At 72.8% G+C, this 22,409-nt stretch carries 18 protein-coding genes; 9 read left to right on the top strand and 9 right to left on the bottom strand.

What is annotated here, in order from left to right:
* Positions 1–30: 30 nt before the first annotated feature.
* From ACFQQI_RS00090 to ACFQQI_RS00075, 4 genes are read left to right on the top strand one after another with little or no spacing between them, the layout of a single operon-like run.
* A complete protein-coding gene (locus ACFQQI_RS00090; protein WP_378556053.1) occupies positions 31–969 on the top strand; it encodes a metal ABC transporter substrate-binding protein in 939 nt (312 codons plus the stop codon).
* Complete coding sequence (locus ACFQQI_RS00085) at positions 966–1,769, top strand: metal ABC transporter ATP-binding protein (RefSeq protein WP_378556050.1); 804 nt, start codon at positions 966–968, stop codon at positions 1,767–1,769. The genes ACFQQI_RS00090 and ACFQQI_RS00085 overlap by 4 nt, the downstream gene beginning before the upstream one ends.
* Positions 1,766–2,779, top strand: coding sequence for a metal ABC transporter permease (locus tag ACFQQI_RS00080; RefSeq protein ID WP_378556047.1), 1,014 nt, complete (start codon positions 1,766–1,768; stop codon positions 2,777–2,779). The genes ACFQQI_RS00085 and ACFQQI_RS00080 overlap by 4 nt, the downstream gene beginning before the upstream one ends.
* The gene (locus ACFQQI_RS00075) at positions 2,766–3,164 is read left to right on the top strand and encodes a Fur family transcriptional regulator (protein WP_378556044.1); all 399 of its coding nucleotides are present in this window, start codon (positions 2,766–2,768) and stop codon (positions 3,162–3,164) included. The genes ACFQQI_RS00080 and ACFQQI_RS00075 overlap by 14 nt, the downstream gene beginning before the upstream one ends.
* Before the next feature lie 15 nt (positions 3,165–3,179).
* Here ACFQQI_RS00075 and ACFQQI_RS00070 read toward each other — a convergent pair whose 3' ends face one another.
* The 6 genes from ACFQQI_RS00070 to ACFQQI_RS00045 form a co-directional block, all read right to left on the bottom strand.
* A complete protein-coding gene (locus ACFQQI_RS00070) occupies positions 3,180–4,814 on the bottom strand; it encodes a sensor histidine kinase (protein WP_378556042.1) in 1,635 nt (544 codons plus the stop codon).
* A complete protein-coding gene (locus tag ACFQQI_RS00065) occupies positions 4,811–5,590 on the bottom strand; it encodes an isoprenyl transferase (protein ID WP_378556040.1) in 780 nt (259 codons plus the stop codon). The genes ACFQQI_RS00070 and ACFQQI_RS00065 overlap by 4 nt, the downstream gene beginning before the upstream one ends.
* A gap of 14 nt (positions 5,591–5,604) precedes the next feature.
* Positions 5,605–7,227, bottom strand: a complete 1,623-nt coding sequence (locus ACFQQI_RS00060) for a sensor histidine kinase (protein WP_378556037.1) — start codon at positions 7,225–7,227, stop codon at positions 5,605–5,607.
* Between the two features lie 64 nt (positions 7,228–7,291).
* Positions 7,292–8,917 carry a sensor histidine kinase gene (locus ACFQQI_RS00055; protein WP_378556035.1) on the bottom strand — a complete coding sequence of 542 codons (1,626 nt, stop codon included), beginning with the start codon at positions 8,915–8,917 and terminating at the stop codon, positions 7,292–7,294.
* Between the two features lie 120 nt (positions 8,918–9,037).
* Positions 9,038–9,775, bottom strand: coding sequence for a DNA repair protein RecO (gene recO, locus ACFQQI_RS00050; protein WP_378556033.1), 738 nt, complete (start codon positions 9,773–9,775; stop codon positions 9,038–9,040).
* Positions 9,776–9,798: 23 nt separating this feature from the next.
* Positions 9,799–10,656: an alpha/beta fold hydrolase gene (locus tag ACFQQI_RS00045; protein WP_378556030.1), complete on the bottom strand. Its 858-nt coding sequence runs from the start codon at positions 10,654–10,656 to the stop codon at positions 9,799–9,801.
* A gap of 62 nt (positions 10,657–10,718) precedes the next feature.
* Between ACFQQI_RS00045 and ACFQQI_RS00040 the strand changes: the two genes are divergently transcribed.
* Positions 10,719–13,142 carry an ATP-binding protein gene (locus ACFQQI_RS00040; protein WP_378556027.1) on the top strand — a complete coding sequence of 808 codons (2,424 nt, stop codon included), beginning with the start codon at positions 10,719–10,721 and terminating at the stop codon, positions 13,140–13,142.
* Here the strand turns inward: ACFQQI_RS00040 and ACFQQI_RS00035 are convergent, their stop codons facing one another.
* Complete coding sequence (locus ACFQQI_RS00035) at positions 13,143–14,681, bottom strand: Ig-like domain-containing protein (protein ID WP_378556024.1); 1,539 nt, start codon at positions 14,679–14,681, stop codon at positions 13,143–13,145.
* A gap of 10 nt (positions 14,682–14,691) precedes the next feature.
* Entirely contained in the window at positions 14,692–16,269 is a 1,578-nt protein-coding gene (locus ACFQQI_RS00030; protein WP_378556021.1) for a BTAD domain-containing putative transcriptional regulator, read from the bottom strand.
* Between the two features lie 272 nt (positions 16,270–16,541).
* Between ACFQQI_RS00030 and ACFQQI_RS00025 the strand changes: the two genes are divergently transcribed.
* From ACFQQI_RS00025 to ACFQQI_RS00010, 4 genes are all read left to right on the top strand, one after another.
* Complete coding sequence (locus ACFQQI_RS00025) at positions 16,542–16,739, top strand: hypothetical protein (protein WP_378556018.1); 198 nt, start codon at positions 16,542–16,544, stop codon at positions 16,737–16,739.
* Between the two features lie 85 nt (positions 16,740–16,824).
* Positions 16,825–17,037, top strand: a complete 213-nt coding sequence (locus ACFQQI_RS00020) for a hypothetical protein (protein WP_378556015.1) — start codon at positions 16,825–16,827, stop codon at positions 17,035–17,037.
* A 118-nt stretch (positions 17,038–17,155) separates the two neighbouring features.
* Positions 17,156–19,459 (top strand): AAA family ATPase, encoded by a 2,304-nt coding sequence (locus ACFQQI_RS00015; RefSeq protein ID WP_378556012.1) that lies wholly within the window; start codon positions 17,156–17,158, stop codon positions 19,457–19,459.
* Positions 19,456–20,283: a hypothetical protein gene (locus ACFQQI_RS00010; RefSeq protein ID WP_378556009.1), complete on the top strand. Its 828-nt coding sequence runs from the start codon at positions 19,456–19,458 to the stop codon at positions 20,281–20,283. Before ACFQQI_RS00015 ends, ACFQQI_RS00010 begins: the two co-directional genes overlap by 4 nt.
* A gap of 10 nt (positions 20,284–20,293) precedes the next feature.
* On the opposite strand, the gene leuA is transcribed toward ACFQQI_RS00010, so the two are convergent.
* Complete coding sequence (leuA, locus tag ACFQQI_RS00005) at positions 20,294–22,012, bottom strand: 2-isopropylmalate synthase (RefSeq protein WP_378556006.1); 1,719 nt, start codon at positions 22,010–22,012, stop codon at positions 20,294–20,296.
* Between the last annotated feature and the right edge of the window lie 397 nt (positions 22,013–22,409).

The following is a 22,409-nucleotide window of genomic DNA, read 5'->3' as shown; positions in this document are numbered from 1 at the left end:
CCGTTCTCAACTGACCTGAGAATGGTTCTCATGAAGAGTTTCGCCGTCGCGGCCGTCGGTGCCGCGCTCCTGCTCCCGGTCGTCAGCGGGTGCGCAGCGTTCCAGGACGACTCCGGCTCCTCCGCCGACGGGGTCGAGGTCGCGGCGGCGTTCTACCCCCTCCAGTACGTCGCCGAGCGGGTCGCCGGCGACCGCGCGACCGTCGCGAACCTCACCGCCCCGGGCGGCGAGCCGCACGACCTCGAGCTCACCGTGAAGGAGACCGCCCAGGTCGCGCAGGCCGACCTGGTCGTCTACCTGGACGGGTTCCAGCCGTCGGTCGACGAGGCCGTCGAGACGGTCGCCGAGGGCGCAGCGCTCGACGTGTCGGAGGCCGTGGAGCTGCGCCCCGCCGGGGAGGCCGACCACGACCACGCGCACGAGGAGGAGGGCGAGGAGGAGCACGACCACGGGGACACCGACCCGCACTTCTGGCAGGACCCGCTGCTGATGGCCGACCTCGGCGACGCGATGGCCGAGCAGCTCGCCGACATCGACCCCGACCACGCCGACGAGTTCCGCGACAACGCGGCCGACCTGCGCGGCGACCTCGAGGCGCTCGACGCGGCGTACGCCGACGGCCTGGCCGACTGCGAGCGGCACACGGTCGTGGTGGCGCACGACGCGTTCGGCTACCTCGGCCGCTACGGCCTGGAGTTCGAGCCGATCGCCGGCCTCTCCCCCGACGCCGAGCCCACACCGGCGGACCTCGCGCACCTCCAGGAGGTCATCGCGGACGAGGGCGTCACGACGGTCTTCTACGAGTCGCTGGTCAGCCCGGACATCGCCGAGCAGCTCGCCAACGACACCGGGGCGAAGGTCGGCGTCCTGGACCCGATCGAGGGCCTCACCGACGAGACGGCCGACGAGGACTACCTTTCCCTGATGGAGCAGAACCTGGCGGCGCTCGAGGAGGCGAACGGCTGTTGACCACCTCCCCCACTGACACGGTCGTCGAGCTGGAGAACGGCGCCGTCGCGATCGCCGGCCGCCCGATCCTGCGGCACATCGACCTGACCGTGCGGTCCGGTGAGTTCGTGGCGCTCATGGGCGCCAACGGCTCCGGCAAGTCGACGTTGGTCCGCGCGCTGACCGGCCTCTGGCCGCTGACGACCGGCTCGCTCAGCCTGTTCGGCACGCCCTTCGGGTCGTTCCACGACTGGGAGCGGGTCGGGTTCGTGCCGCAGCGCGGCAGCGCGGCGTCCGGCGTACCCGCCTCGGTGTGGGAGGTCGTTGCGTCCGGCCGGCTGACCAGGCGCAAGCTGCTGCGGCCACTCGGCCGCGCCGACCGCGCCGCGATCGCCGACGCCCTCGACGTGGTCGGGCTCGGGCACCGCGCCAAGGAGAGCGTCTCCTCGCTGTCCGGCGGCCAGCAGCAGCGGGTGCTCATCGCCCGCGCGCTCGCAGGCGAGCCGGAGCTGTTCTTCCTCGACGAGCCGACCGCCGGCGTGGACCTGCCGAACCAGCAGGTGCTCGCGGACACCCTGCGCACCATGTCGGAGCGCGGCGCCACGATCGTGCTGGTCGCCCACGAGCTCGGCCCGATGGCGCCGCTCATCGACCGCGCGGTGGTGATGCGCGACGGCCGGATCGCGTACGACGGTCCGCCGCTCGCCAGCGACCAGGTGGCGACCGCCCATCTCGACGGGCACCACCACCATCACCACCGCGAGCCGGCGCACCACGACCACGCGCCGCACGTCTCCTCCCTGCTGGACGGTGAGCGATGAGCCTCAGCGCGTACCTCGACCTCCTCTCGATGGAGTTCATGCAGCGCGCCCTGCTGGCCGCGGTGTTCACCGGCCTGGCCGCACCGGCGATCGGGACGTACCTCGTCCAGCGCCGGATGGCGCTCATGGGTGACGGCATCGGCCACGTCGCGGTCACCGGCGTGGCGATCGGGCTCTTCACGGGCGCCTCCCCCACCTGGACCGCAGTGATCGTCGCGATCGCCGGGGCCATCGCGATCGAGGTCATCCGCGAGCGCGGCCACGCGAACGGCGACGTCGCGCTCGCCCTGCTGTTCTACGGCGGTCTCGCCGGCGGTGTGCTGATCACCGGGCTCGCGAACGAGACCGGCTCGCGGCTCAACCAGTTCCTGTTCGGCTCCATCACCACGATCTCGGACTCCGACGTGGTCGTCACGATGATCCTCGCGGCAGTGGTCGTGCTCATCTGCGTTGGCCTCGCCCCGCAGCTGTTCGCGGTCGCCCAGGACCAGGAGTTCGCCCGCGTCGCCGGCCTCAACATCCGCGGGTACAACCTGCTGATCGCGGTGCTCGCGGCCGTGACCGTGACGGTCGCGATGCGCACCGTCGGGCTGCTGCTGGTCTCCGCGCTCATGGTCGTCCCCGTCGCGACGTCGCAGCAGCTGAGCCGGTCGTTCCGTACGACGCTCGGCGCGGCGATGGCGCTCGGCACCGCCGCCTCCGTGGGCGGACTGCTGCTGTCGGCGTACCTCTCCTACGACGCCCGCGTGGCCTCCGGCCCGACGATCGTCCTGCTCGCGCTCGGGGGCTTCGTCCTGGCCTGGCCGGCCGGCATCTGGGTGCGCCGTCGGCAGCGCCTGCGGCAGCCGTTCCCCGTCGTACCCGCCGTCGCGCATCAGGAGACCGACCCGCACCCGCACGAGCACGGCGAGGACTGCGGCCACATGGCGGTGCCCCACGGCGACCACGTCGACTACGTCCACGACGGCCACCGGCACGCCGCTCACGGGAGGCACTATGACGAGCACTGACCAGCCCGGCATGCGACCGACCCGGCAGCGCCGGGCCGTCGTCGACGCGATGTCCTCCTTCGCCGACTTCCGCTCGGCCCAGGACATCCACGAGCTGCTCGGCGAGCGCGGCGAGCAGGTCGGCCTGGCGACCGTCTACCGCACCCTGCAGCGGCTGGCCGAGGCCGGCGAGGTCGACGTGCTGCGCACCGAGGACGGCGAGGCGATCTACCGGCGCTGCTCGGAGAGCCACCACCACCATCTCGTCTGCCGCTCCTGCGGGGCCACCGTCGAGGTGGAGGGGCCGACCGTGGAGCGGTGGACCCGGAGCATCGCGGCGGAGCACGGGTACGCCGACGTCAGCCACACGCTCGAGATCTTCGGCACCTGCCCGGCCTGCGCCTGAGGACGGCGTACGCCGTCAGGCCAGCGGCAGGCGGACCCGGAAGACGCTCCCCCGGCCGGGTTCGCTGTCGACCTCGATCCGGCCGCCGTGGCTCTCCACGATGGCCTTCGTGATGCTGAGCCCGAGACCGGCGCCCGCGACGGCACGGCTCGCGGCGTCGGCGGTCCGGAAGAACGGGGTGAAGAGCCGCTCCCGGTCCTGGGCCGAGATGCCGATGCCGTCGTCGACCACCTCGAGCTCGACGCGCTCGCCGTCCATCGACAGCCGGACCTCGACGACGCCGCCCGCCTCGGTGTACTTGACGGCGTTGGAGACCAGGTTGTCGACGACCTGGGCGATCCGCTGCGGGTCCGCGGCCAGCAGGAGCCGGTCCGGGGCCGACAGCGTGAGCTTCACGCCGGCCCGGTCGGCCGCGGGTCGTGCTGCCTCGACCGCCTCGGCGACGATCGCGGCGAGGTCGGTGGTGGCGGTCCGCTTGATCGGCATCGGCCGGCCATCACGCTGCGCGGTGTCGAGCAGGTCGGCGATCAGCCGCCGCAACCGGTCGGCGTTGCGGTGCACCACCTGGAGCTGGTCGAGCGCCCGCCGGGACAGCGACGGGTCCTCCTCGAGGATCTGCACGTAGCCCACGATCGAGGTGAGCGGGGTGCGCAGCTCGTGGGACACCAGCGCCACGAACTCGTCCTTCACGCGCAGCGCGCGCATGAAGTCGGTGACGTCGGTGTAGGCGAGCGCGGCCCCGGCGAACGAGCCGTCCTCAGCGCGCACGGTCCGGGCGGACACCGACAGGGCCCGCCGCTCGGCCGGGTCGTCGCCGACCCACATGCGGATGTCGTCGAACTCCTGGCCCCGGCTGGCGAGGTAGCTCGGCATGTCCTCCATCTCGAGCGGCGTCTTGCCGTCGGCGGCGAAGACGTTGCCCAGCTGGCCGGCCCGGCCGCGGTGGCCGTCCGGGAAGGCCAGCTCGAGGAACTCCTGGTGCTTCCGGTTCATCCCGGCGTACTCGCCGGTGCGGTCCAGCAGGATCAGGCCGACGTCGGTCGTGTCGAAGATGGCCTGGCTGACCCGCTGCTGGTGGTCGATCGTGTCCAGCGCCTCGGCCAGCCGGTCGCGCTGCTGCTCCGCCTCGGCGCGCTCGAGCCGGACCCGCTCCATGCCGTCGGCGATGACGAGCGCCGCGGCGGTCGCGACGATCGGGAAGAAGATCGCCCGGCCCATCAGGATCCCGTCGCCCGCGTCGTGGACGATCCCGGGGACGGTGACCAGCAGCACCGTGGAGATCGCCGTCGTCCACACCCCGGTCCGCCCCCAGGTGCGGCCGAGCCACAGGGCCGGGAAGATCACCAGGAGGCCGTTGCCGCCCTCCGGGTTCAGCCGGGTCACGCCGATGATCGCGAAGTCGGCGACCGCCAGCAGCAGGCTGGCCCGCGGGTCCAGCCGCTCCCAGGGCAGGGCGAGCGCCGCGATGAGCAGGACGATGGCGGCGACCGCGGCCAGGCCGGGACCGCTGACGAGCTCGAAGCGGACCCCGGCCAGGTAGCGGAGCGCCGCGTCGAGGGCGTAGAAGCACGTGAACGCGATCTGGAAGGTGGCGGGCTCGATGAACGTGCCCAGGCGCCACCGCGGGGCGAACCGCGCCGCGGTGCTCATCCCGGGTTCGGTACGGCGCCGCCGTACCGCCGGTCGCGGCGCGCGTAGAGGTCGATCGCGTCCCAGAGGTTCCGGCGGTCGACGTCGGGCCAGAGCACGTCGGTGAAGACGAGCTCGGAGTACGCCGCCTGCCAGAGCATGAAGTTCGACAGCCGCTGCTCCCCCGACGTCCGCCAGACCAGGTCCGCGTCGGCGACCTCGGGCACGTAGAGGTGGCGGGCGAAGGTCTTCTCGGTGATCTTCTCGGGGTCGAGCCGCCCGGCGGCGACCTCGCGCGCGATGCTCCGGGCGGTGTCCGCGAGCTCCGCCCGCCCGCCGTAGTTGACGCACATCGTCAGCGTGAGCACGTCGTTCTTCCGGGTCAGCTCCTCGGCGATGCGGAGCTCCTCGATCACCGACTTCCAGAGCCGCGGCGCGCGCCCGGCCCAGCGCACCCGGACGCCGAGCTCGTGCATCTCGTCGCGGCGGCGCCGGATGACGTCGCGGTTGAAGCCCATCAGGAACTTCACCTCGTCCGGCGACCGCGACCAGTTCTCCGTCGAGAACGCGTACGCCGAGATCGCCTTCACGCCGATCTCGATGGCGCCCTCGACGACGTCGAACAGCGAGTGCTCCCCCTGCTCGTGGCCCTTCGTGCGGGGCAGTCCGCGCTCCTTGGCCCAGCGCCCGTTGCCGTCCATGACGATCGCGACGTGCTTGGGGACCAGCGACCGCGGGATCGCCGGCGGTCGCGCTCCCGAGGGGTGGGGCGTCGGTCGGCGTACGGCGCGTCTCACGGTGGGGAGCCTAGTCAGGCCACGCCGGAGGAAGGGAGGCTGACACGGAACTCGCTGCCGCAACCGACCTCGCTGTGGACCGCGATGGCGCCGCCGTGCCCCTCCACGATCTCCTTGGTGATCGACAGGCCCAGGCCGATGCCGCCGATCGCGAGGTTCGTCGCCTCCTTGGTGCGGAAGAACCGCGTGAAGACGTGTGCGACGTCGTCGGCGGGGATGCCCAGGCCGGTGTCGCGGACCCGCAGCTCGACGGACCGGTCGTGGCGGACCAGGTCGACGCGCACCGTGCCGCCGCGCGGGGTGTACTTGACGGCGTTGGAGAGCAGGTTGTCGACGACCTGCGCCAGCCGGACCGGGTCGCCGACGAGCGGCACCGCGGGCGGGACGGCGCTCTCGAGCACGATCCCGGCGTCCTCGGCCTGCACCTGGGCGGAGGACAGCGACTCCGCGACGATCGCCGCGAGGTCCACCGGTCCGGGGGCGAGGCTCAGGCCGCCGCTGGCCACCTGCGCCGCCTCGAGCAGGTCGTCGACGAGCCCCCGCAGCCGGTCGGTGCTGCGTGCGACCACCGCGAGCTGCTTGCGGGCGAGCTCGGGGAGGTCGTCGTTCTCCTGCAGCATCGTCACGTAGCCGTAGATCGGCGTGAGCGGCGTGCGCAGCTCGTGGGAGATCAGCGCGATGAACTGGTCCTTCACCTCGAGAGCCCGCATGTAGTCGGTCACGTCCTTGTAGGCCAGCGCGGCGGCCACGACGGTCCCGTCGTCGTCCTCGACGCGGCGGGCCGAGACCGACAGCGCTCGCCGGGTGGCGACGTCGTCGCCGACCCAGACCCGCAGGTCGTCGAACTCCTCGCCGCGGCCGGCCCGCTTGCTCGGGGTGTGGTCGATGGCGAGCACGGTCTCGCCGTCGGCGGCGATGACGCGACGCGCCTCGCGGACACCGTTCGGGTAGGCCATCTCCGCGTTGCGCCGCATGCTGCGGTTCATCAGGGTCGGGTCGCCGTCGGTGTCGACCAGCGCCAGCCCGATGTCGACGGCCTCGAAGATCGCCTGGGACGACCTCCGCTGGCGGGCGAGCTCGGCAAGGGCGCGCTCGGCCTCCGCCTGCGCGGAGGCCGCGACGTCGAGCCCGACGGCGATCGCGAGGGCGGCCAGCATGGCGACGAGGGGCAGCGGGACCACCTGGGCGACCGTCCCGTCCTCGTTGCCGTGCGCGAGCAGCGCGGGGATCGTCACCAGCACCAGGGTGGCGAGCCCGGCGACCGGGATCGCCCGCCACCGCAGCTGGCGGCCCAGCCACAGCGAGGGGATCACGACGAACGGCAGCGTTCCGACGTCGAGCCTCTGCGCGGACACGCCGACGATCCCGAGGTCGATGATGGAGAGCACGAACGTCGTCCGCAGCGGGTCCGCGACGTGGTGGGTGGCGACGATCGTGGCCACGAGCGTCAGCAGCGCGAGCACGAGCGCGACCTGCTCGGCGACCGATACCGCCGACCAGCCCCCGAACGGGACTGCGGCCAGACCGGCCAGGGCGATCAGCAGCACGAACTCGAGCTGGAGGAGACGCGGGTCCGGCTCACCGTTCAGCCAGAACAACCGCTTCAGGGCTCGCGCCGACGTGTGCCGTCGTCCCACCTGAGCACCTCCCATGCACGTTTCGTCGGGGAGATCGACCGATCCGGCGGCGTCCTGAGGGGTGTCAGGAGGCGAGTCGGTCCGCCTCGATGGGGAGTACGACGCGGAACTCGCTGCCGCGCCCGACCTCGCTCTCGACCTCGATCACGCCGCCGTGGCTCTCGACGATCGCCTTGGCGATCGAGAGCCCGAGCCCGACGCCCGGGATGGCGCCCAGGGTCGCCTCACGCGTGCGGAAGAAGCGGTTGAAGAGCTGCTCCCGGTCCTCGGGGCAGATGCCCACGCCGGTGTCCCGGACGCGCAGCACGGCGGAGCCGTCGCTGCCCTCCAGGTGGACCGTGGCGCTGCCTCCGGCAGCGGTGTACTTGATCGCGTTGGAGACCAGGTTGTCGACGACCTGCCCCAGCCGTTGGGCGTCGCCGGCGTAGGCCAGCGAGCCCGGCGCGTCCATCTGCAGCACGACCCCGGCGCGATCGGCGTGCGGCCGCGCGGCGTCGACGCACTCCTGCACGATCGTCGCGAGGTCGGTCGGCCGCTCGACCAGCGGCTCCGTGCGACAGGTGAGCTGGGCCTCGTCGAGCAGGTCGCGCACGAGCCGGTGCAGTCGACGCGCGTTGCGCGCGACGACCTCGAGGTGCCGCCGCAGCGCGGGGTCGAGGTCGTCGCGCTCGAGCAGGACCGCGACGTACCCCATGATCGAGGTCAGGGGGGTGCGCAGCTCGTGGGAGACCAGCGCCACGAACTCGTCCTTGACCTGGAGCGCGCGCATCAGCTCGGTGATGTCGCTGTAGGAGATGGCGGCCCCCCACAGCTCGCCCTCCTGGTCGTCGACGCGCCGCGCCGAGATCGACATGGCCTTGCGCGTGTCGGGCTCCTCCCCGATCCACACGCGGACGTCGTCGAACTCCTCACCGCGGCAGGCTCGCGTCGTCGGGATGTCCTCGACCGCGAGCCGCGTCGATCCGCGCTCGTCGAAGACCCACCCGTCGGCGACGTTGCCGTTCGGGTAGGCGAGCTCGGCGAACTCCATGAGGCGCTGGTTGGCCAGCAACGGCTCGCCGTGCCGGTCGATGAGCGAGAGGCCGATGTCGACGACCTCGAAGATCGCGTGCGCCGAGCGCCGGTTGCGCTCGATCGACCACATCGCCTTCTCGAGCTCGGCCTCCCTGGCCTCGGCCCGCGCCTGGGCCTTGCGGGCCGCGGTCACGCCGGAGGTGATCGCGAGGGCGCCCATGCCGACGATGACGGGGAGGATCACCAGCTGCTCGATCCGCACCGCGTCGACGCCGTGGGCGACCAGCTCCGGGCCGGTGATGAAGACGAGCGTCGCGCCGACGGCCAGCACGGCGCCGCGCACGCCGAGGTCGACGCCGAGGCAGAGCGCGGGCAGCACGGCGAGCGGAGCGGCCATGCCGAGGTCGGCCCCCGCCCCGAGCATGCCGAGCGCGGCGATGTCGAGCACGGCCGTCGTGCGGGTCAGGGCATGGCTCCGCCGGTGCGACGGGACGACGATGACGACCACCGCTGCCGCGATGGGCACGGCGACGCCGGCCACCTGCCACGCACCGAGATCGGCCGCGCGACCGCCGAGCGCCCGGGCCGCGATCGCTCCGCCCACGAGCAGCGCGAAGGCGACCTGGAACACGCGCAGGTCGTGGTCGTCTCCCTGCCAGCAGAGATGGGTGATCACCCACCTCACCCGTCGGCCGAACCCGCGCAACGTCGCCTCCTGAAGCTGTCCAGTGGCCACGATCGGCACATTCCGGACGGACCTGAGTGGGAAATCAGGGCGAGGTGTCAGGCCGGGTGCTCAGCGCTCGACGTACTCCAGCGACTTCAGGCCCCGCTCGAGGTGCCAGGCGAGGTACGCCGCGACCAGGCCGCTCGCCTCGCGCAGGTGGCGCTGGTGAGCGGCGTCGACGACCTCCCAGTCGCCGGTCAGCAGCGCGCCGAGCAGCCCGACCGTCTCCGGTGCGGGGTTGGCGGAGCCGGGGACCCGGCAGGTCGCGCAGAGCACGCCGCCCATCGAGGGGTTGAACCACCGGTGCCGGCCGTCCTCGGGCGGGAAGGTGCCGCAGCGGGCGCAGTGGTCGAAGGACGGGGCGTAGCCCGCGACCGAGAGCGAGCGCAGCAGGTAGGAGTCGAGCACCTGGCCCGGCCCGTGCTCGCCCGCGACCAGCACGCGGAGGCCACCGACCAGCAGCAGGAACTGCTGGAGCGCCGGCTCCCGCTCCTCGGGCACCAGCCGGTCGGCCGTCTCGAGCATGACGGTGCCGGCGGTGTAGCGGTCGTAGTCGAGCCCCAGCCCCTTCGCGTACGGCGTGAGCGTCTCGGCCTGGGTGATCGTGTCGAGGTTGCGACCCTCGGCGAGCTGCAGGTCGACGTGCGTGAACGGCTCGAGCCGGGAGCCGAAGCGCGACGTGGTGCGGCGTACTCCCTTGGCGACCGCACGCACCCGGCCGTGGTTGCGGGTCAGCAGCGTGATGATGCGGTCGGCCTCACCCAGCTTGTGGGTGCGCAGCACGATCGCCTCGTCACGGTAGAGCACGTGCTCATTCTGCCGCGCCGGGGTCAGGAACCGGTACGTCGGCGGCGGCGCGGCGCGCGCCAGCAGCGCTCGGCCAGCTCGACCGCCGCGGCGTCGAGGCGACCCGGGCGCAGCCGCCACTCGAGCGGCGTGTGCGCTCGCAGCAGCGTCGCGTGCGGCAGCTCAGCCGCCAGCATCTCCGCGTCTGCCATCGGCCGCAGCGGGTCGAGCGGGTGTCCGACGACGAGGGCCGGCACCGCGATCCGCCGGCGCTCCCGGGCGGACGGCGCCGCCCGCCCGAAGAAGAGCCCGTGCACGAGAGCCGCCACGGCGTCGGCGCGCTGGTCGCAGGCGTCGAGCGCGATGCCGGCCCAGAAGGGCACGAGCCCGCGGGGCACCGGCCTCGTGGTCCGCCGCAGCGCGGTGACCGCCAGCGGCAGGAACCGGGCGGTCAGCAGGAGCGGCCCGAAGGTCAGGATCCCGGCTTCGACGCCGTTGTCGAGCACGGGTGCCTCCAGGATCAGCCCGCGCACCCGCCCGGGCGCGATCGCGGCGGTCTCGAGGGCGACGTTGGCGCCCAGCGACACCCCGCCGACCACCGCCTGCGGAGCGCCCACGCGGTCGAGCAGCGCGACGACCTGCTCGGCGAAGGCCGTGACGGAGTACGCCTGCGGGTCGGCCGGCCGGTCCGACCGGCCGTGGCCGAGCGGGTCCAGCGTGAGCACGTGGAAGCCGGCGCCCGCCAGCGCCCGGCCGAGAGGCTGCAGCATCCGCCGCGGCATGAGCTCGGCCGGCAGGAGCACCACCCACGCGTCGCCCGCGCCGTACTCGGTGAACTCCAGGCGGTCGCGCCCGGCGTCGCTGTCGACGAAGAGCTGCCCGATCCGCTCCGACACCAGCATGGGACCACCGTAGCCCGGCGTGTACTCGCCGGTAGGCGGCCGCGTGTCGGAGACTGTGCGGCATGTCGCACTCGGGTCGCCTCGCCGGCTGGCCGGCCGCCGCCGCGCTGCTCGCGCTGGTGTACGCCGCCGGCGTCCTCGCGGTCGCGTTCGCACCGGAGGCCGAAGGTGTCTCCGGTTGGTGGCCGGCTGCCGGGTTGTCGGTGGGACTCCTGGTGGTCCAGCCGCGCCGGCGGTGGCCGGTCCTCGCGCTCGCCGTCGTCGTGGTCACCATCCTGGCGAGCCTCACCGCCGGTCGGGACGTCGGCATCACGACACTCTTCGCGATCGGCAACGCAGCCGAGGCGTTCGTCGCGGCGAGCGTCGTACGTCGTGGCCGCGACCGTGACCGGGTGCCGGCGCTGGACTCGACCGACGTCGTCCTCCGACTGCTGGTGGCCGCCGTGCTGGGTGGCGCCACCGCCACGGCGGCGGCGACCCTCTCGACGGTCGTCGCCGGAGGCGCCGACCCGCTGCCGGTCGCGCGGACCTTCATCATCAGCCACACCGCGGCGACCCTCATCATCGTCTCGGCGCTGCTGACCCTCCCTCAACGACACCGGCCGCTGTCGAGGCCGGCCGAGCTGGCCGGGCAGGCCGCCCTGCTGGCCGGGCTGACCCTCGTGGTGTTCGCGCCGTCGCAGGACCTGTCGCTGTCGTACCTCCCGCTGCCGGTGCTGATCTGGGCGGCACTGCGACTCGACCTGTGGGTCCTGACGTGGGAGCTCGTCGCCTTCAGCGTCGCCGTCACGCTCTTCAGCGCCAACGGCTGGGGCCCCTTCGGCTTCGACTACGAGCGCGGCGCGATCGAGGCCTCGGCGCTGGGCACCCTGGTCCAGGGCTACCTGCTCTGCGCGGCGCTGCTGACGATCCCGCTCGCGGTCGCCTCCGCCCAGCGCCGACGGCTGATCACCGAGCTGGTCCGCAGCGAGAAGCTCACCAACGCCACGCTCGACACGATCCCGACCATGGTCCTCGTGACCGACCTGTACGGCGAGCTCGTGCGCGTCAACGGCGGCGTGGCGGCCGTGACGGGGTACGTCGAGGGCGACCTCGTCGGTCGCCCGATCTGGGAGATGCCGTTCGCCGGGCCGGGGTCGACCGGGTACCCCGCCGGGCTGCCCGACGAGCCCGACGGCCAGGTCAGCCGGGAGACGAACCTGATCACCAACCTCGGGAGGCGCCGGCGGATCCTCTGGAACACCGGCTACGTGCGTGACGAGCACGACCGGCCGACCCACGTCGTGATCACGGGCACCGACCTGACCGAGGAACGCCGCGCCGCCGGCTTGAACCGGCACATCCTCGAGGCGGCCATCACGACAGCGCTGATCGGCCTGGACGCCGAGGGCCGGATCACGGTCTTCAACGCGGGCGCGGTCAACCTGCTCGGCCACGACCAGCAGGACATCGTCGGCACGCCGTTCACCGACCTGCTCGACCCTGACGAGCTCGCCGAGCGCACGGGAGGGGCGTCGGGCGTGACTGCCTTCGCCCAGCTCGCCGCCGACGCCGAGGCCAGCGGCGGGACCGCCGCCCGGGACTGGACCTGGATCGCTGCCGACGGCCAGCGCCATACGGTCTCGATGACGCTCAGCGCGGTCACCGACACCGTCAACGCGCGCTACGGCTTCCTGTGCATCGGACGCGACGTCACCGAGGCGCGGGCCGCCCAGGAGATGCTCATCGCGGCGCTCGAGAAGGAGCGGCTCGCGGTGCAGCGGATGCGCGAGCTCGACGCGGCCAAGAACGACTTCGTCTCCACGGTGAGCCACGAGCTCCGGACGCCCGTCACCAGCATCGTCGGCTACACGGAACTGCTCGAGGACGGCTCCTTCATCGATCCGGCGCCGGAGCAGCTCCCGCTGCTGGGCAGCATCGCCCGCAACGGGCAGCGGCTCATCCTGCTCTGCGACGACCTGCTCACGCTGAGCGGCCTCGACTCGGGCGCCGTCGCCTGGGACCGCGGCGGCCTCGACCTGGCCTCGATCGTCGCCGGGGCGGAGGACGCCGTCCGCGCCCAGCTGGTCGGGCGCGACCTCGAGCTCGTCGTCACCACCGCCGACGACCCGGTGCCGGTGCTGGGCGACCGCGGTCAGCTCGAGCGGGTGCTGACCAACCTGCTCAGCAACGCCATCAAGTTCACCGAGGACGGCGGCCGCATCGAGGTCACCGTCGACCAGCGGGACGGCGAGGCGGTGCTGGCCGTCGCCGACACCGGCATCGGCATCCCCGAGGGTGAGCAGTCGGGGGTGTTCGACCGCTTCTTCCGCTCGTCGACGGCCCAGGAGCGCGCGATCCAGGGCACCGGTCTCGGGCTCTCGATCGTCGCCGCGATCGTGGCGGCCCACGGCGGGCGGATCGACGTACGGTCCGCCCACCTCGAGGGCACCACGTTCACCGTCAGGCTCCCCCTGGCGCGGGCCGGCTCCGGTTCACTGCGCTGATCACGGCGCAGAGACGTCGACCACGGTGCCGGGTGCCAGGCAGGTGGACTGCGCGCCCTGGTGGAGCTCGCCCGACGGGAGGGTCGCCTGCAGGGCGTAATACCCCGCGCTGAGGTAGGGGGACAGCGGCACCCCAGTGGCGTCACCGTTCATCAGTTTGCTCTCGGACATGGCCGGCGCCCCCGAACACCGTCCTGCGGTCCGGGCCGCCGGGTCGGGGTACGGGCCCCACACGTTCAGGGTCACGGTGACGGCGGGGTATCGGGGCAGGCCCGACAGGCCCAGCCGGACGTCCGCGTTGGTGGGCACCATCGGACTCACGACAGTCACGGAGACCCGGGCCACCGCCTTGACCGTGGTGACCGCCCCGCAAGCCGAGGCGGGAAGGGACGTGGCCGTCCCGTCGACCGCCGCCGACCACGCGTAGTAGCCGGGCGCCGTCGGAGCCAGCGCCGGCAGGGTGTACCCGCCGTCCGCGCTCACGGTCGTCCCGACGGTCCCCACCGCCGCGCCCGCACAGCGCGTCGCCGAGGCCGAGGTGAAGGGCCCGTACAGGGTCGCGGCGGCGGCCCGCGCCGTGCCGTCGCCCGTCACGGTGGCGGTGACCCGCGACGGGGAACCCGCCAGGACGGTGGCCGGGCTGGCGGCCAGCGCCAGCGCCTGCGGACCTCGCACGGCGGCCTGCGTCCGGGCCACGAGCGTCCTCCGGACGCCTCCCTCGGCGGCGGTCGCCTGACCGTGCCGAACCGGCGGGCGGAGGTGCAGGCGGTGCTCGGGGACCTTCCGGACGGTGGCGATGACCCGGTGCCACCCCGGCTGGGAAGCGGCGAACCGCGCCACCGCCCTCCCGTCGTCGGCGGTGACGGCGTCGACCGCCGCTTCACCGGCGGTGCGGAAGGTCACCGGCAGGCCGGCGGCCGGCCGGCCGTCGCCGTCGGTGACGGTGACCCTGGCCTCGATCGTGCCGCCGACGTCGGCGCTCGTGGCCCGCACCCGCGCGCGGTACTTCCCGGCGTGCCGGCGGGACTGGTCGAGCATGATCCGCGCGAACCGACGCACGGTCGCCGACTCGGACGCCTGGCGGATCCGGCGGGCGCCCCTGTCGCCCGTCGTCCGCCAGGGTCCACCGACCACGAGGGCGTAGACGCTGGCGTCGACGGCGGCGGCCTGGGCGGCGTCGCGGTAGCCGCCGTACTTCGACAGGATCCAGGCCGCGCGCTCGGTCTCTCCGTGCGTCGACCCGCGCCGACCGCCGAGGTCGTCGACGATGCGGGCGCGCCGGTAGCCGTGACTGTTGGGCTCCTTGGTGGGAGTGGTCAGGAACAGCGACGTGCCACCGAGGTGGTAGCCGCCGATCCAGCCGCCGCCCGCCCGTCCCGTGCGAGGGATCTCGTAGCCCGCCCACCGAGCGGCCGTCTCGGACGGGTTCGACGGCGCCCCGACGGCGACGGCGGGCACGGCGACGAGTGGGACCACGCTCAGGACGAGGGCGACGAGCAGGGCAGAACCGCGGCGGGTGGTGGTGATGATCTGCGACATGGCTGCCTCCTCAGCCCACGAGAGTCGGCGGCTCCGCGCCGGGGTCGTTCGGCTGGCCGGTGGGACTGGGATCGTGAGTGGGACGGGGCTCCGGGGTGTGGCTGGGACCGGGCTGGCCGGTCGTGCTCGGCTGCTGGGCCGCAGACTGGCTGGGGCTCGGGGGCGGCAGCGCAGGTTCGGTCGACCCGGTGGCCGTCGGTGGCGGGGCGGCAGCCTCGAGCGCGACATCCGGGTCGTCCGCGAGGGGCGGGTCGGGGATCCGCAGCCGACCACTCACCGCGGACGCGACGGGCGAGGTCGCCAGCCACCGGTACGTGCCGGGGTCCAGGCCGTTCAGCTCCAGGCGGCGACCCTGGGGACTGCGCACCAGCAGGCTGCGGACGACGTTGGTGCCGGCGCGTCCGCGCACCTCGAGGCGGACCCGGGCGGGCCGCTGCGTGGCGCGCACCAGGAAGGCAGCGCGACCGGCGGCGGCGACGGGGCGCACCACCATCTGGCCTGCCTGGACCACACCGTCGGCAGGGAGCACCCGCATCGGCACGTGCGTCGCGTCGCCAGGGGCGCCCGCGTCGCCATCGCGGTCGGGACCTACTCCGACGACCGCGAGAGCGGCGGCCAGGACCAGCGCCGCCACGGCCAGGAGCCGCACCACCGCGCCCCGGGTGCCGGTCGACTCCTGTGGTTCGTGCGGCGGAACCGGGACGGACTTCGACCGCTCGGGCGGGGTCGCGGCAGCGACCTCCGGCGACGCCCCGCGCTGCTCCGGCACCACGATCCGCGACCTGCGAGGGACCGGAGCTCGGGCCGGCAGCGATACCCGGATCCGCGGCGGCGTTGCGGGACGACGGAGCGGCGCGGCCGCGCCGTCCACCGCGAGGAGGGGCTCGACCAGCTCCTGGATCGTGCGCGACGGCGGGGCGTTGAGCTCGTCCCTCACGGCGTCGCGGTAGCGGTCGAACTCCCGCAGCGCACTGCCGGGGTCGCCGCGGTCAAGGTGGGCGCGGATGGCCAGCTCGCTGGCCGACTCCAGGAACGGATCGATGTCGGTGGCCGCGCGCGCTGCATCGATGGTCAGCGCCAGGTCCCGTGCCTCGAGAGCGTGTCGCGCGATCCGCTGGAGTGCCTTCACCCGCAGCTGCTCGAGGCGCTCGCGCTCGGGCAGGACCCAGTCGTCGTACCACCCGGGGAGCAGCTCCTCCCCCACCAGCTGGACCAGCAGCGCCGCGGCCTCGCCCTCGGCCATCGCGCCCTCGGTCGCAGCGGCGGCGCGCCGTACCTCGTCCACGTCGACCTCGACGCCGGCGTCCAGCCCGACGCTGAGGCGGTCGGCCCGGAGCAGGCCGGGACTTCGGTTCCGCGTCTGGAGGACGGCACGGCGCAGGCTCGCCAGCGCTCGCGCATCGGTGCTCTCGGGCCACAGGATGCCGGCGACGTGCGGCCGGCCGCTCTGCCCGACCAGGCCGAGCAGCGCCGCGAGGCGCTGCTCGCGGTGGCCCAGCTCGACGTCCTTCCCGTCGGCGACCAGCTGCCAGCGGCCCAACAAGTGCAGGCTGGCGTACAGCCCCCCTGCTCTGCTGTCCTGCGGCATCTCTGCCTCCCCGAGCCCGAGACCTCGCGGCCAGGCCGGCGAGGCCCCCGGCGGCGCCACACTTCACGACTCCTGCCAAGACGGGATCGTCCAGAGTGACAAGAACGGCTGGCCCGATGTCGAACGCGCCCGGGACATACCCAACATTGGGCGGCGGGCCGGGCACCACCGACGACCGGAGGGCGCTGTCACGCCGCGGTCACGCTGGTGTCACGCGGGGCTCGCTCTCCTGTCCCCCTCATTCCATCGCGCCACGGGGGAGGTGAACACCAATGCGCAGGGAACTGACCATCGCAGAGCTCGAGTCCGAGCACACCGAGCTGCTTCCGACCCGGGAGACGCTCACGTTCGGCAACACCAACTGGGCGAATGTCTTCGCGTCCAACTCCTCGCTGGCACTGAACGCGGCGTCGCTGTACGCCGTGGCCAACAGCACGGCTGTCCAGCAGATCGCCGTCACCCAGGGCTGACGTACGACGCGTGACCTCCCGGACACCGGGAGGTCACGCCGGCACCGATCCCTCACACCCGAGACCCGAAAGGGGGTGAACCGGGATGTCCCGTCGTCCAGAGATGGCCCTTGCCGAGCTCGACGCGCAGACAGCCGTGCCGCTGCCCCGCCGGGAGACGATGAGCTGCCAGTTCGCGTGCGTCAACGTCAGCAACGTCGTCGGCGTCAACCTCGCGATCGCGATCAACGCCGCCACCATCAACTCGCAGGCGAACGCGCTCGCGATGCAGTACCTGTCCTCGGTCCAGATGCACTGACCCGGGCCCCGCCGATCGCAGCGTCGGACCTCAGCGTTCGACCACGACCAGGCGGTGGGTGTGTTGCTCTGGCGCACCCGCCGTCTCCAGCCTCACCACCCCAGAGCACACCAGAGCGATGAACCCAAGGACTGCTGACCAGTACGCCGACACGCTGCCCGCCGCCGAGCAGCGGTGGCGTCGCGCGCTGGGTCTGCAGCTCCTCGGGCCGGTCCAGGGATCGGGCCTGCGCGACGTGGCCTACCTGGTCCGACGGAGCGACGACCAGGTGGTGCAGCTGTCCGAGCTGCTCCACCTGGTCGTCGTCCACGTGGAACCGCCCCGTCCGGCGGCCGACGTCGCGGAGGCGGTCAGTGCGTCGTACGGACGCACCCTGACCGTCGAGGGACTCGAGCACGTGATCACCACCCAGCTGCAACCCCTCGGACTGGTGCTGCCCGAGGAGTCGGAGGAGGTCGCCCGGCCGGTGCGCGCCCGGCCGCTGCTGGCACTGACCGTGAAGGCGACCCTGCTGCCGGCGCGGTGGACCCGGCGGGTCGCCGGGCCACTCAGCGCGCTGCTGTGGCCACCCTTCATCCTCGCCGCGCTGATGGGCCTGGTGGTCGCGGACGTCGCGCTGGTCACCAGCGGTGGATTCTGGCCCGCCGTCACCGAGGTGTTCCTCCAGCCGACGCTGGCGCTGGTGATCTACGCCGTGCTCACCCTCGCCGCCGTCGTTCACGAGCTGGGTCACGCGGCAGCGTGCCGCTACGGCGGAGCCCGGCCGGGCGAGATCGGCGTCGGCATCTACATCGTCTTCCCGGCCTTCTACACCGACGTCACCGACTCCTACCGGCTGAGCCGCGGCGGACGGGTGCGCACCGACCTCGGCGGCCTGTACTTCAACGTGCTGACCGTGCTGGTCCTGGCGGCGGCGTACGTCGCCACCGGCGAGGGCCTGCTGCTCCTCGCCGCGTTCGTGCTCCAGGTGCAGATGTTGCAGCAGCTGATTCCCGTCGTCCGGTTCGACGGGTACTACGTCGTGTCCGACGTCGCGGGGGTACCGGATCTCTTCGCGAGGGTCGGTCCGGTGCTGCGGAGCCTGCGGCCCGGCCACCCCGTCGACCCCCGGGTCACCGAGCTTCGACCGTATGCGCGGCGCTTCGTGGCCGCCTGGGTCCTGGTGGTGGTCCCGCTCCTGACCGGCGCCGTCGCCTGGACGCTGTGGAACCTGCCCGAGTTCATCGCCCGCGGGCGCGCCGGCATCCACCTCCAGCAGCAGGTCTTCGACCTGGCGTGGCAGGTGCGCGACTGGGCGGCGATGGTCCTCGCGGTCATCTCGATCGCGTTGATCCTGGTCCCGCTGGTCGGCGTCTCGGTCGTGCTGTGGCGGCTCGCCACCTCGCTGATCGCGTTCGTGCACGCCCGGATCACCGCACGAATCGGGAGCTGGGATGACCGGGTGGGCCTGGACACCGACAGCCCGGCCCTTCCCGCCGAGCCGCCTCCGGTGCTCTCCGCCGCCGACTTCACCGACGCGATCATGTACCAACCGCTGGCGCCCGTCCCGGGCCGCGGATGGCGCCGCGCCGTCTACGACGGCAGCGGCCACCTGCTCAACCCCGGGCCCAGCGCCGTCGAGCAGCGCCGACGCGAGCTCGAGCGGCGCCTGCGCACGCCGATCACGGGCTCCCGCCGAGTCGTGGTCATGAGCCGCAAGGGCGGCGTCGGCAAGACCACGATCGCGCTGGCACTCGGGAGCACGTTCGCCATGCTGCGTGGTGACCGGGTCATCGCCGTCGACGCCAATCCCGATGCGGGCAACCTCGCCCACCGGGTGGCACCACCGCACGACCGCACCATCACGGACGTGCTGCGCGACCTCGACACCATCACCAGCTACGCCACGCTGCGGTCGTACACCGCGCAGGCGTTCGAGTCACGCCTCGAGGTGCTCGCCTCGGACGACGACCCCCGGATCTGGGTGGCGCTGGACCGCAACGACTACCACCGGCTGGTCGAGATGCTCGACCGGTTCTACAACCTGATCGTGCTCGACACCGGGACCGGCATCCTGGACAGCGCCAACCAGGGGCTCCTCACCGAAGCCGACCAGATCGTGCTGGTGGTGCGTTCCGGGATCGACGGCGGCCGCGCCGGCGCACTCACCCTGGACTGGATGGACGAGCACGGCTTCGACGACCTGGTCTCCCGGGCGGTCGTCGTCGTCAACGCCCAACGCAACGGTGCCGCGCCGCCGGACCTGATGCGGCGGCACTTCGAGAAGCGATGCGAACACGTGGTGACCGTCCCGTGGGACGACGCCCTCGAGCAAGGAGCACTGACCGACATGTCATCACTGCACCGCAAGACCCGCGAGAGCCTGGTGGACATCGCCGCCGCCGTGGCCGACAACTTCGTCCAGATGGGCGACCGGCCATGAGCGGGGCTCCGACGCGCCACCGCGCCGCGACCGCCGCTGCACTCGCTGCCGTGCTGGTCGGCACGACGGCGAGCACGTCGGCACCGGCCGCCCACCCGGACCCCCTGACGCGGGATCTCGATCTGGTGGCGAGCGCCAACCCGTCCGCAGCCCAGCCGGTCGTGACGGACCAGGCGTTCGCCGATGTCGTCTCGTACTTCCGCACGGTGAAGTCGGACGTCACCGCGACCGGGTCGGCCGCGTGCGACGGCTGCGACGCGGCCAGCACCGCCGTGCAGGTCCTCTACGTGAGCCATGCCCGGCAGGCAGGCCTGGACAACACCGCCACTGCGTGGACCCAGGCGTGCGCGAACTGCACCGCGACCGCGCTGTCGGTCCAGGTGGTCGTCCTCCGCGGCGTGTCGGCGGTCGTGCCCAACAACCGGGCCCTCGCCGTCACCGCGGCGTGCGGATCGTGCCGGGCGACCGGCGTCGCCTACCAGGTGGTCGTCTCCTCCCGGAGCTCCGGTCGACTCTCGCGACAGGCGGTGGCGGCGCTGCGGGCCTGGGTCGCCGAACAGGTCGCAGCCCTGCGGACACCGGCACCGGCTCCCGAGCCCACCACCGAGCCGACGCCGGCTCCGGCGACGCCGTCACCGTCCACGTCGCCGAGCGACGACACGACCGAGCCGCCGGCACCCGTCTCGCGCCGGGGCCGGCCGAAGGCCGAACGACGTGCCCAGCGGACTGCCGACGCCGCGCTCGTCACCCTCGAGAACCTGGTCGTCGGCGACCTCGGCGCCGCGCCCGTCTCCTCTGACTCCGAGGTGGAGCTCAGCCGCTGAACGGTTCGCCCTAGGCGCGGTTGACGGCGCTGATCACGGCCTTGAGCGACGCGGTGACGATGTTCGCGTCGACCCCGACGCCCCAGTAGACCTGGTCGCGCACGAGGCACTCGACGTACGCCGCCGCGAGCGCGTCGCCGCCGGCCGACAGCGCGTGCTCCGCGTAGTCGAGCACGCGGACGTCCCAGTCGTGCGGGAGCTCGTTGATCGCGTTGACGAACGCCGCGATCGGGCCGTTGCCCTCGCCGTGCAGGCTGGTGAGCTCGCCGTCGACGTACACGTTGACGTCGAGGGCGTCCTTCTCGCCGGCCGCGGACGACGTGTGCACGGAGTTGAGCCGCAGCGGCGTCTCGCGGTCGAGGTACTCGGACGAGAAGACCTCCCAGATCGCCTCCGGCGTCATCTCGCCGCCCTCGGTGTCGGTGCGCTCCTGCACCACGCGGCTGAACTCGATCTGCGCACGGCGCGGCAGGTCGAGCTTGTGCTCGGCCTTGAGGATGTAGGCGACGCCGCCCTTCCCGGACTGGCTGTTGACCCGGATGACCGCCTCGTAGGTGCGACCGACGTCCTTCGGATCGATCGGCAGGTACGGCGCCTCCCAGGGCAGCGTCTCGACCGGGACGCCCTGCTCGGCCGCCTGGCGCTCGAGGTCCTCCAGGCCCTTCTTGATCGCGTCCTGGTGGGACCCGGAGAACGCCGTGTAGACCAGGTCGCCGGCGTACGGGTGGCGCGGGTGCACCGGCAGGTTGGTGCAGTACTCGACCGTGCGGCGGATCTCGTCGATGTCGGAGAAGTCGATCATCGGGTCGACGCCCTGGCTGAAGAGGTTCATGCCCAGCGTCACCAGGTCGACGTTGCCGGTGCGCTCGCCGTGGCCGAACAGGCAGCCCTCGACCCGGTCGGCCCCGGCCATCATCGCGAGCTCGGTCGCCGCGACCGCCGTACCGCGGTCGTTGTGGGGGTGCAGCGAGATCACGGTGTTCTGACGCCGGGTCAGCTGCCGCCCGAACCACTCGATCTGGTCGGCGTACACGTTGGGGGTCGCGACCTCGATGGTCGCCGGCAGGTTGAGGATGATCTCGCGGCCGTCCTCGGGCTGCCAGACGTCGCTGACGGCCTCGCAGACCTCGGCCGAGAACGGCAGCTCGGTGCTGGTGAAGATCTCGGGGCTGTACTCGTAGCCGATCACGGTCATGTCGAGGCGCGCCTCGCCGTGCTTCATGACCAGCTCGGTGCCGCGCACCGCGATGTCCTTGATCTCGTCCCTGCTCGCGCGGAAGACCACGCGGCGGAAGAGCGGCGCCAATGCGTTGTAGAGGTGGATGTTGGCGCGGGGTACGCCGACGAGCGACTCCACGCTCCGCTCGATGAGGTCCTCGCGCGCCTGGGTCAGCACCGAGATCGTCACGTCGTCGGGGATGTGGCCGCCCTCGATGAGCTGGCGCACGAACGCGAAGTCGGTCTCGCTCGCGCTCGGGAACCCGACCTCGATCTCCTTGTAGCCCATCTTCACGAGCAGGTTGAACATCGCCATCTTGCGGGCGGGGTTCATCGGGTCGATGAGCGCCTGGTTGCCGTCACGCAGGTCGGTGGAGAGCCACCGCGGCGCCTCGGTGATCGTGCGGGTCGGCCAGGTGCGGTCGGGCAGGTCGATCGGCGGGAACGGGCGGTAGCGCTCGATGGGCATCCCGCTAGGCTTCTGCGGGGCCAGGTTCGGCTGGTCGGTCATGATCAGGATCCTCGCTGGGTCACTGGTGGGTGCGGGGCCGGCGCACGCGATCACTCCGCAGCGAGGGGGTCCGGCTCTGGCTCAGACCTCGCTGCGGCAGCGAAGGAGAAGCTGGCGCATCATGACGCGTTCACGATAGCCCACCCGCCCGCACCGCGTCTCCGCACGTCCGCTGGGCGGGCTCCCCCGGTGGTCAGAGCCTGTCGAGACCCCCGCAGCCCGCGCGCCTCCGGTGGTCGAGCCTGTCGAGACCCCCGCAACCCTGCGCGCTTCCGGTGGTCGAGCCTGTCGAGACCCCCGCAACCCTGCGCGCTTCCGGTGGTCGAGCCTGTCGAGACCCCCGCAGCCCGCGCGCTTCCGGTGGTCGAGCCTGTCGAGACCCCCGCAGCCCGCGCGC

It is taken from the genome of Nocardioides sp. GCM10030259 (genome assembly GCF_042666375.1).
Lineage (GTDB): Bacteria > Actinomycetota > Actinomycetes > Propionibacteriales > Nocardioidaceae > Nocardioides.
The sequence above is the reverse complement of the archived record's forward strand: the minus strand, read 5'-3'. Positions and strand labels throughout refer to the sequence as shown.

Bases quoted from the DNA above. Each gene is read 5' to 3' on its own strand.
- ACFQQI_RS00035 (WP_378556024.1), bottom strand. From the start codon at position 14,681: ATGTCGCAGATCATCACCACCACCCGCCGCGGTTCTGCCCTGCTCGTC.
- ACFQQI_RS00015 (WP_378556012.1), top strand. From the start codon at position 17,156: ATGAACCCAAGGACTGCTGACCAGTACGCCGACACGCTGCCCGCCGCC.
- ACFQQI_RS00080 (WP_378556047.1), top strand. From the start codon at position 1,766: ATGAGCCTCAGCGCGTACCTCGACCTCCTCTCGATGGAGTTCATGCAG.
- ACFQQI_RS00075 (WP_378556044.1), top strand. From the start codon at position 2,766: ATGACGAGCACTGACCAGCCCGGCATGCGACCGACCCGGCAGCGCCGG.
- leuA (WP_378556006.1), bottom strand. From the start codon at position 22,012: ATGACCGACCAGCCGAACCTGGCCCCGCAGAAGCCTAGCGGGATGCCC.
- ACFQQI_RS00070 (WP_378556042.1), bottom strand. From the start codon at position 4,814: ATGAGCACCGCGGCGCGGTTCGCCCCGCGGTGGCGCCTGGGCACGTTC.
- ACFQQI_RS00045 (WP_378556030.1), bottom strand. From the start codon at position 10,656: ATGCTGGTGTCGGAGCGGATCGGGCAGCTCTTCGTCGACAGCGACGCC.
- ACFQQI_RS00030 (WP_378556021.1), bottom strand. From the start codon at position 16,269: ATGCCGCAGGACAGCAGAGCAGGGGGGCTGTACGCCAGCCTGCACTTG.
- ACFQQI_RS00020 (WP_378556015.1), top strand. From the start codon at position 16,825: ATGTCCCGTCGTCCAGAGATGGCCCTTGCCGAGCTCGACGCGCAGACA.
- ACFQQI_RS00090 (WP_378556053.1), top strand. From the start codon at position 31: ATGAAGAGTTTCGCCGTCGCGGCCGTCGGTGCCGCGCTCCTGCTCCCG.
- ACFQQI_RS00025 (WP_378556018.1), top strand. From the start codon at position 16,542: ATGCGCAGGGAACTGACCATCGCAGAGCTCGAGTCCGAGCACACCGAG.
- ACFQQI_RS00010 (WP_378556009.1), top strand. From the start codon at position 19,456: ATGAGCGGGGCTCCGACGCGCCACCGCGCCGCGACCGCCGCTGCACTC.
- ACFQQI_RS00040 (WP_378556027.1), top strand. From the start codon at position 10,719: ATGTCGCACTCGGGTCGCCTCGCCGGCTGGCCGGCCGCCGCCGCGCTG.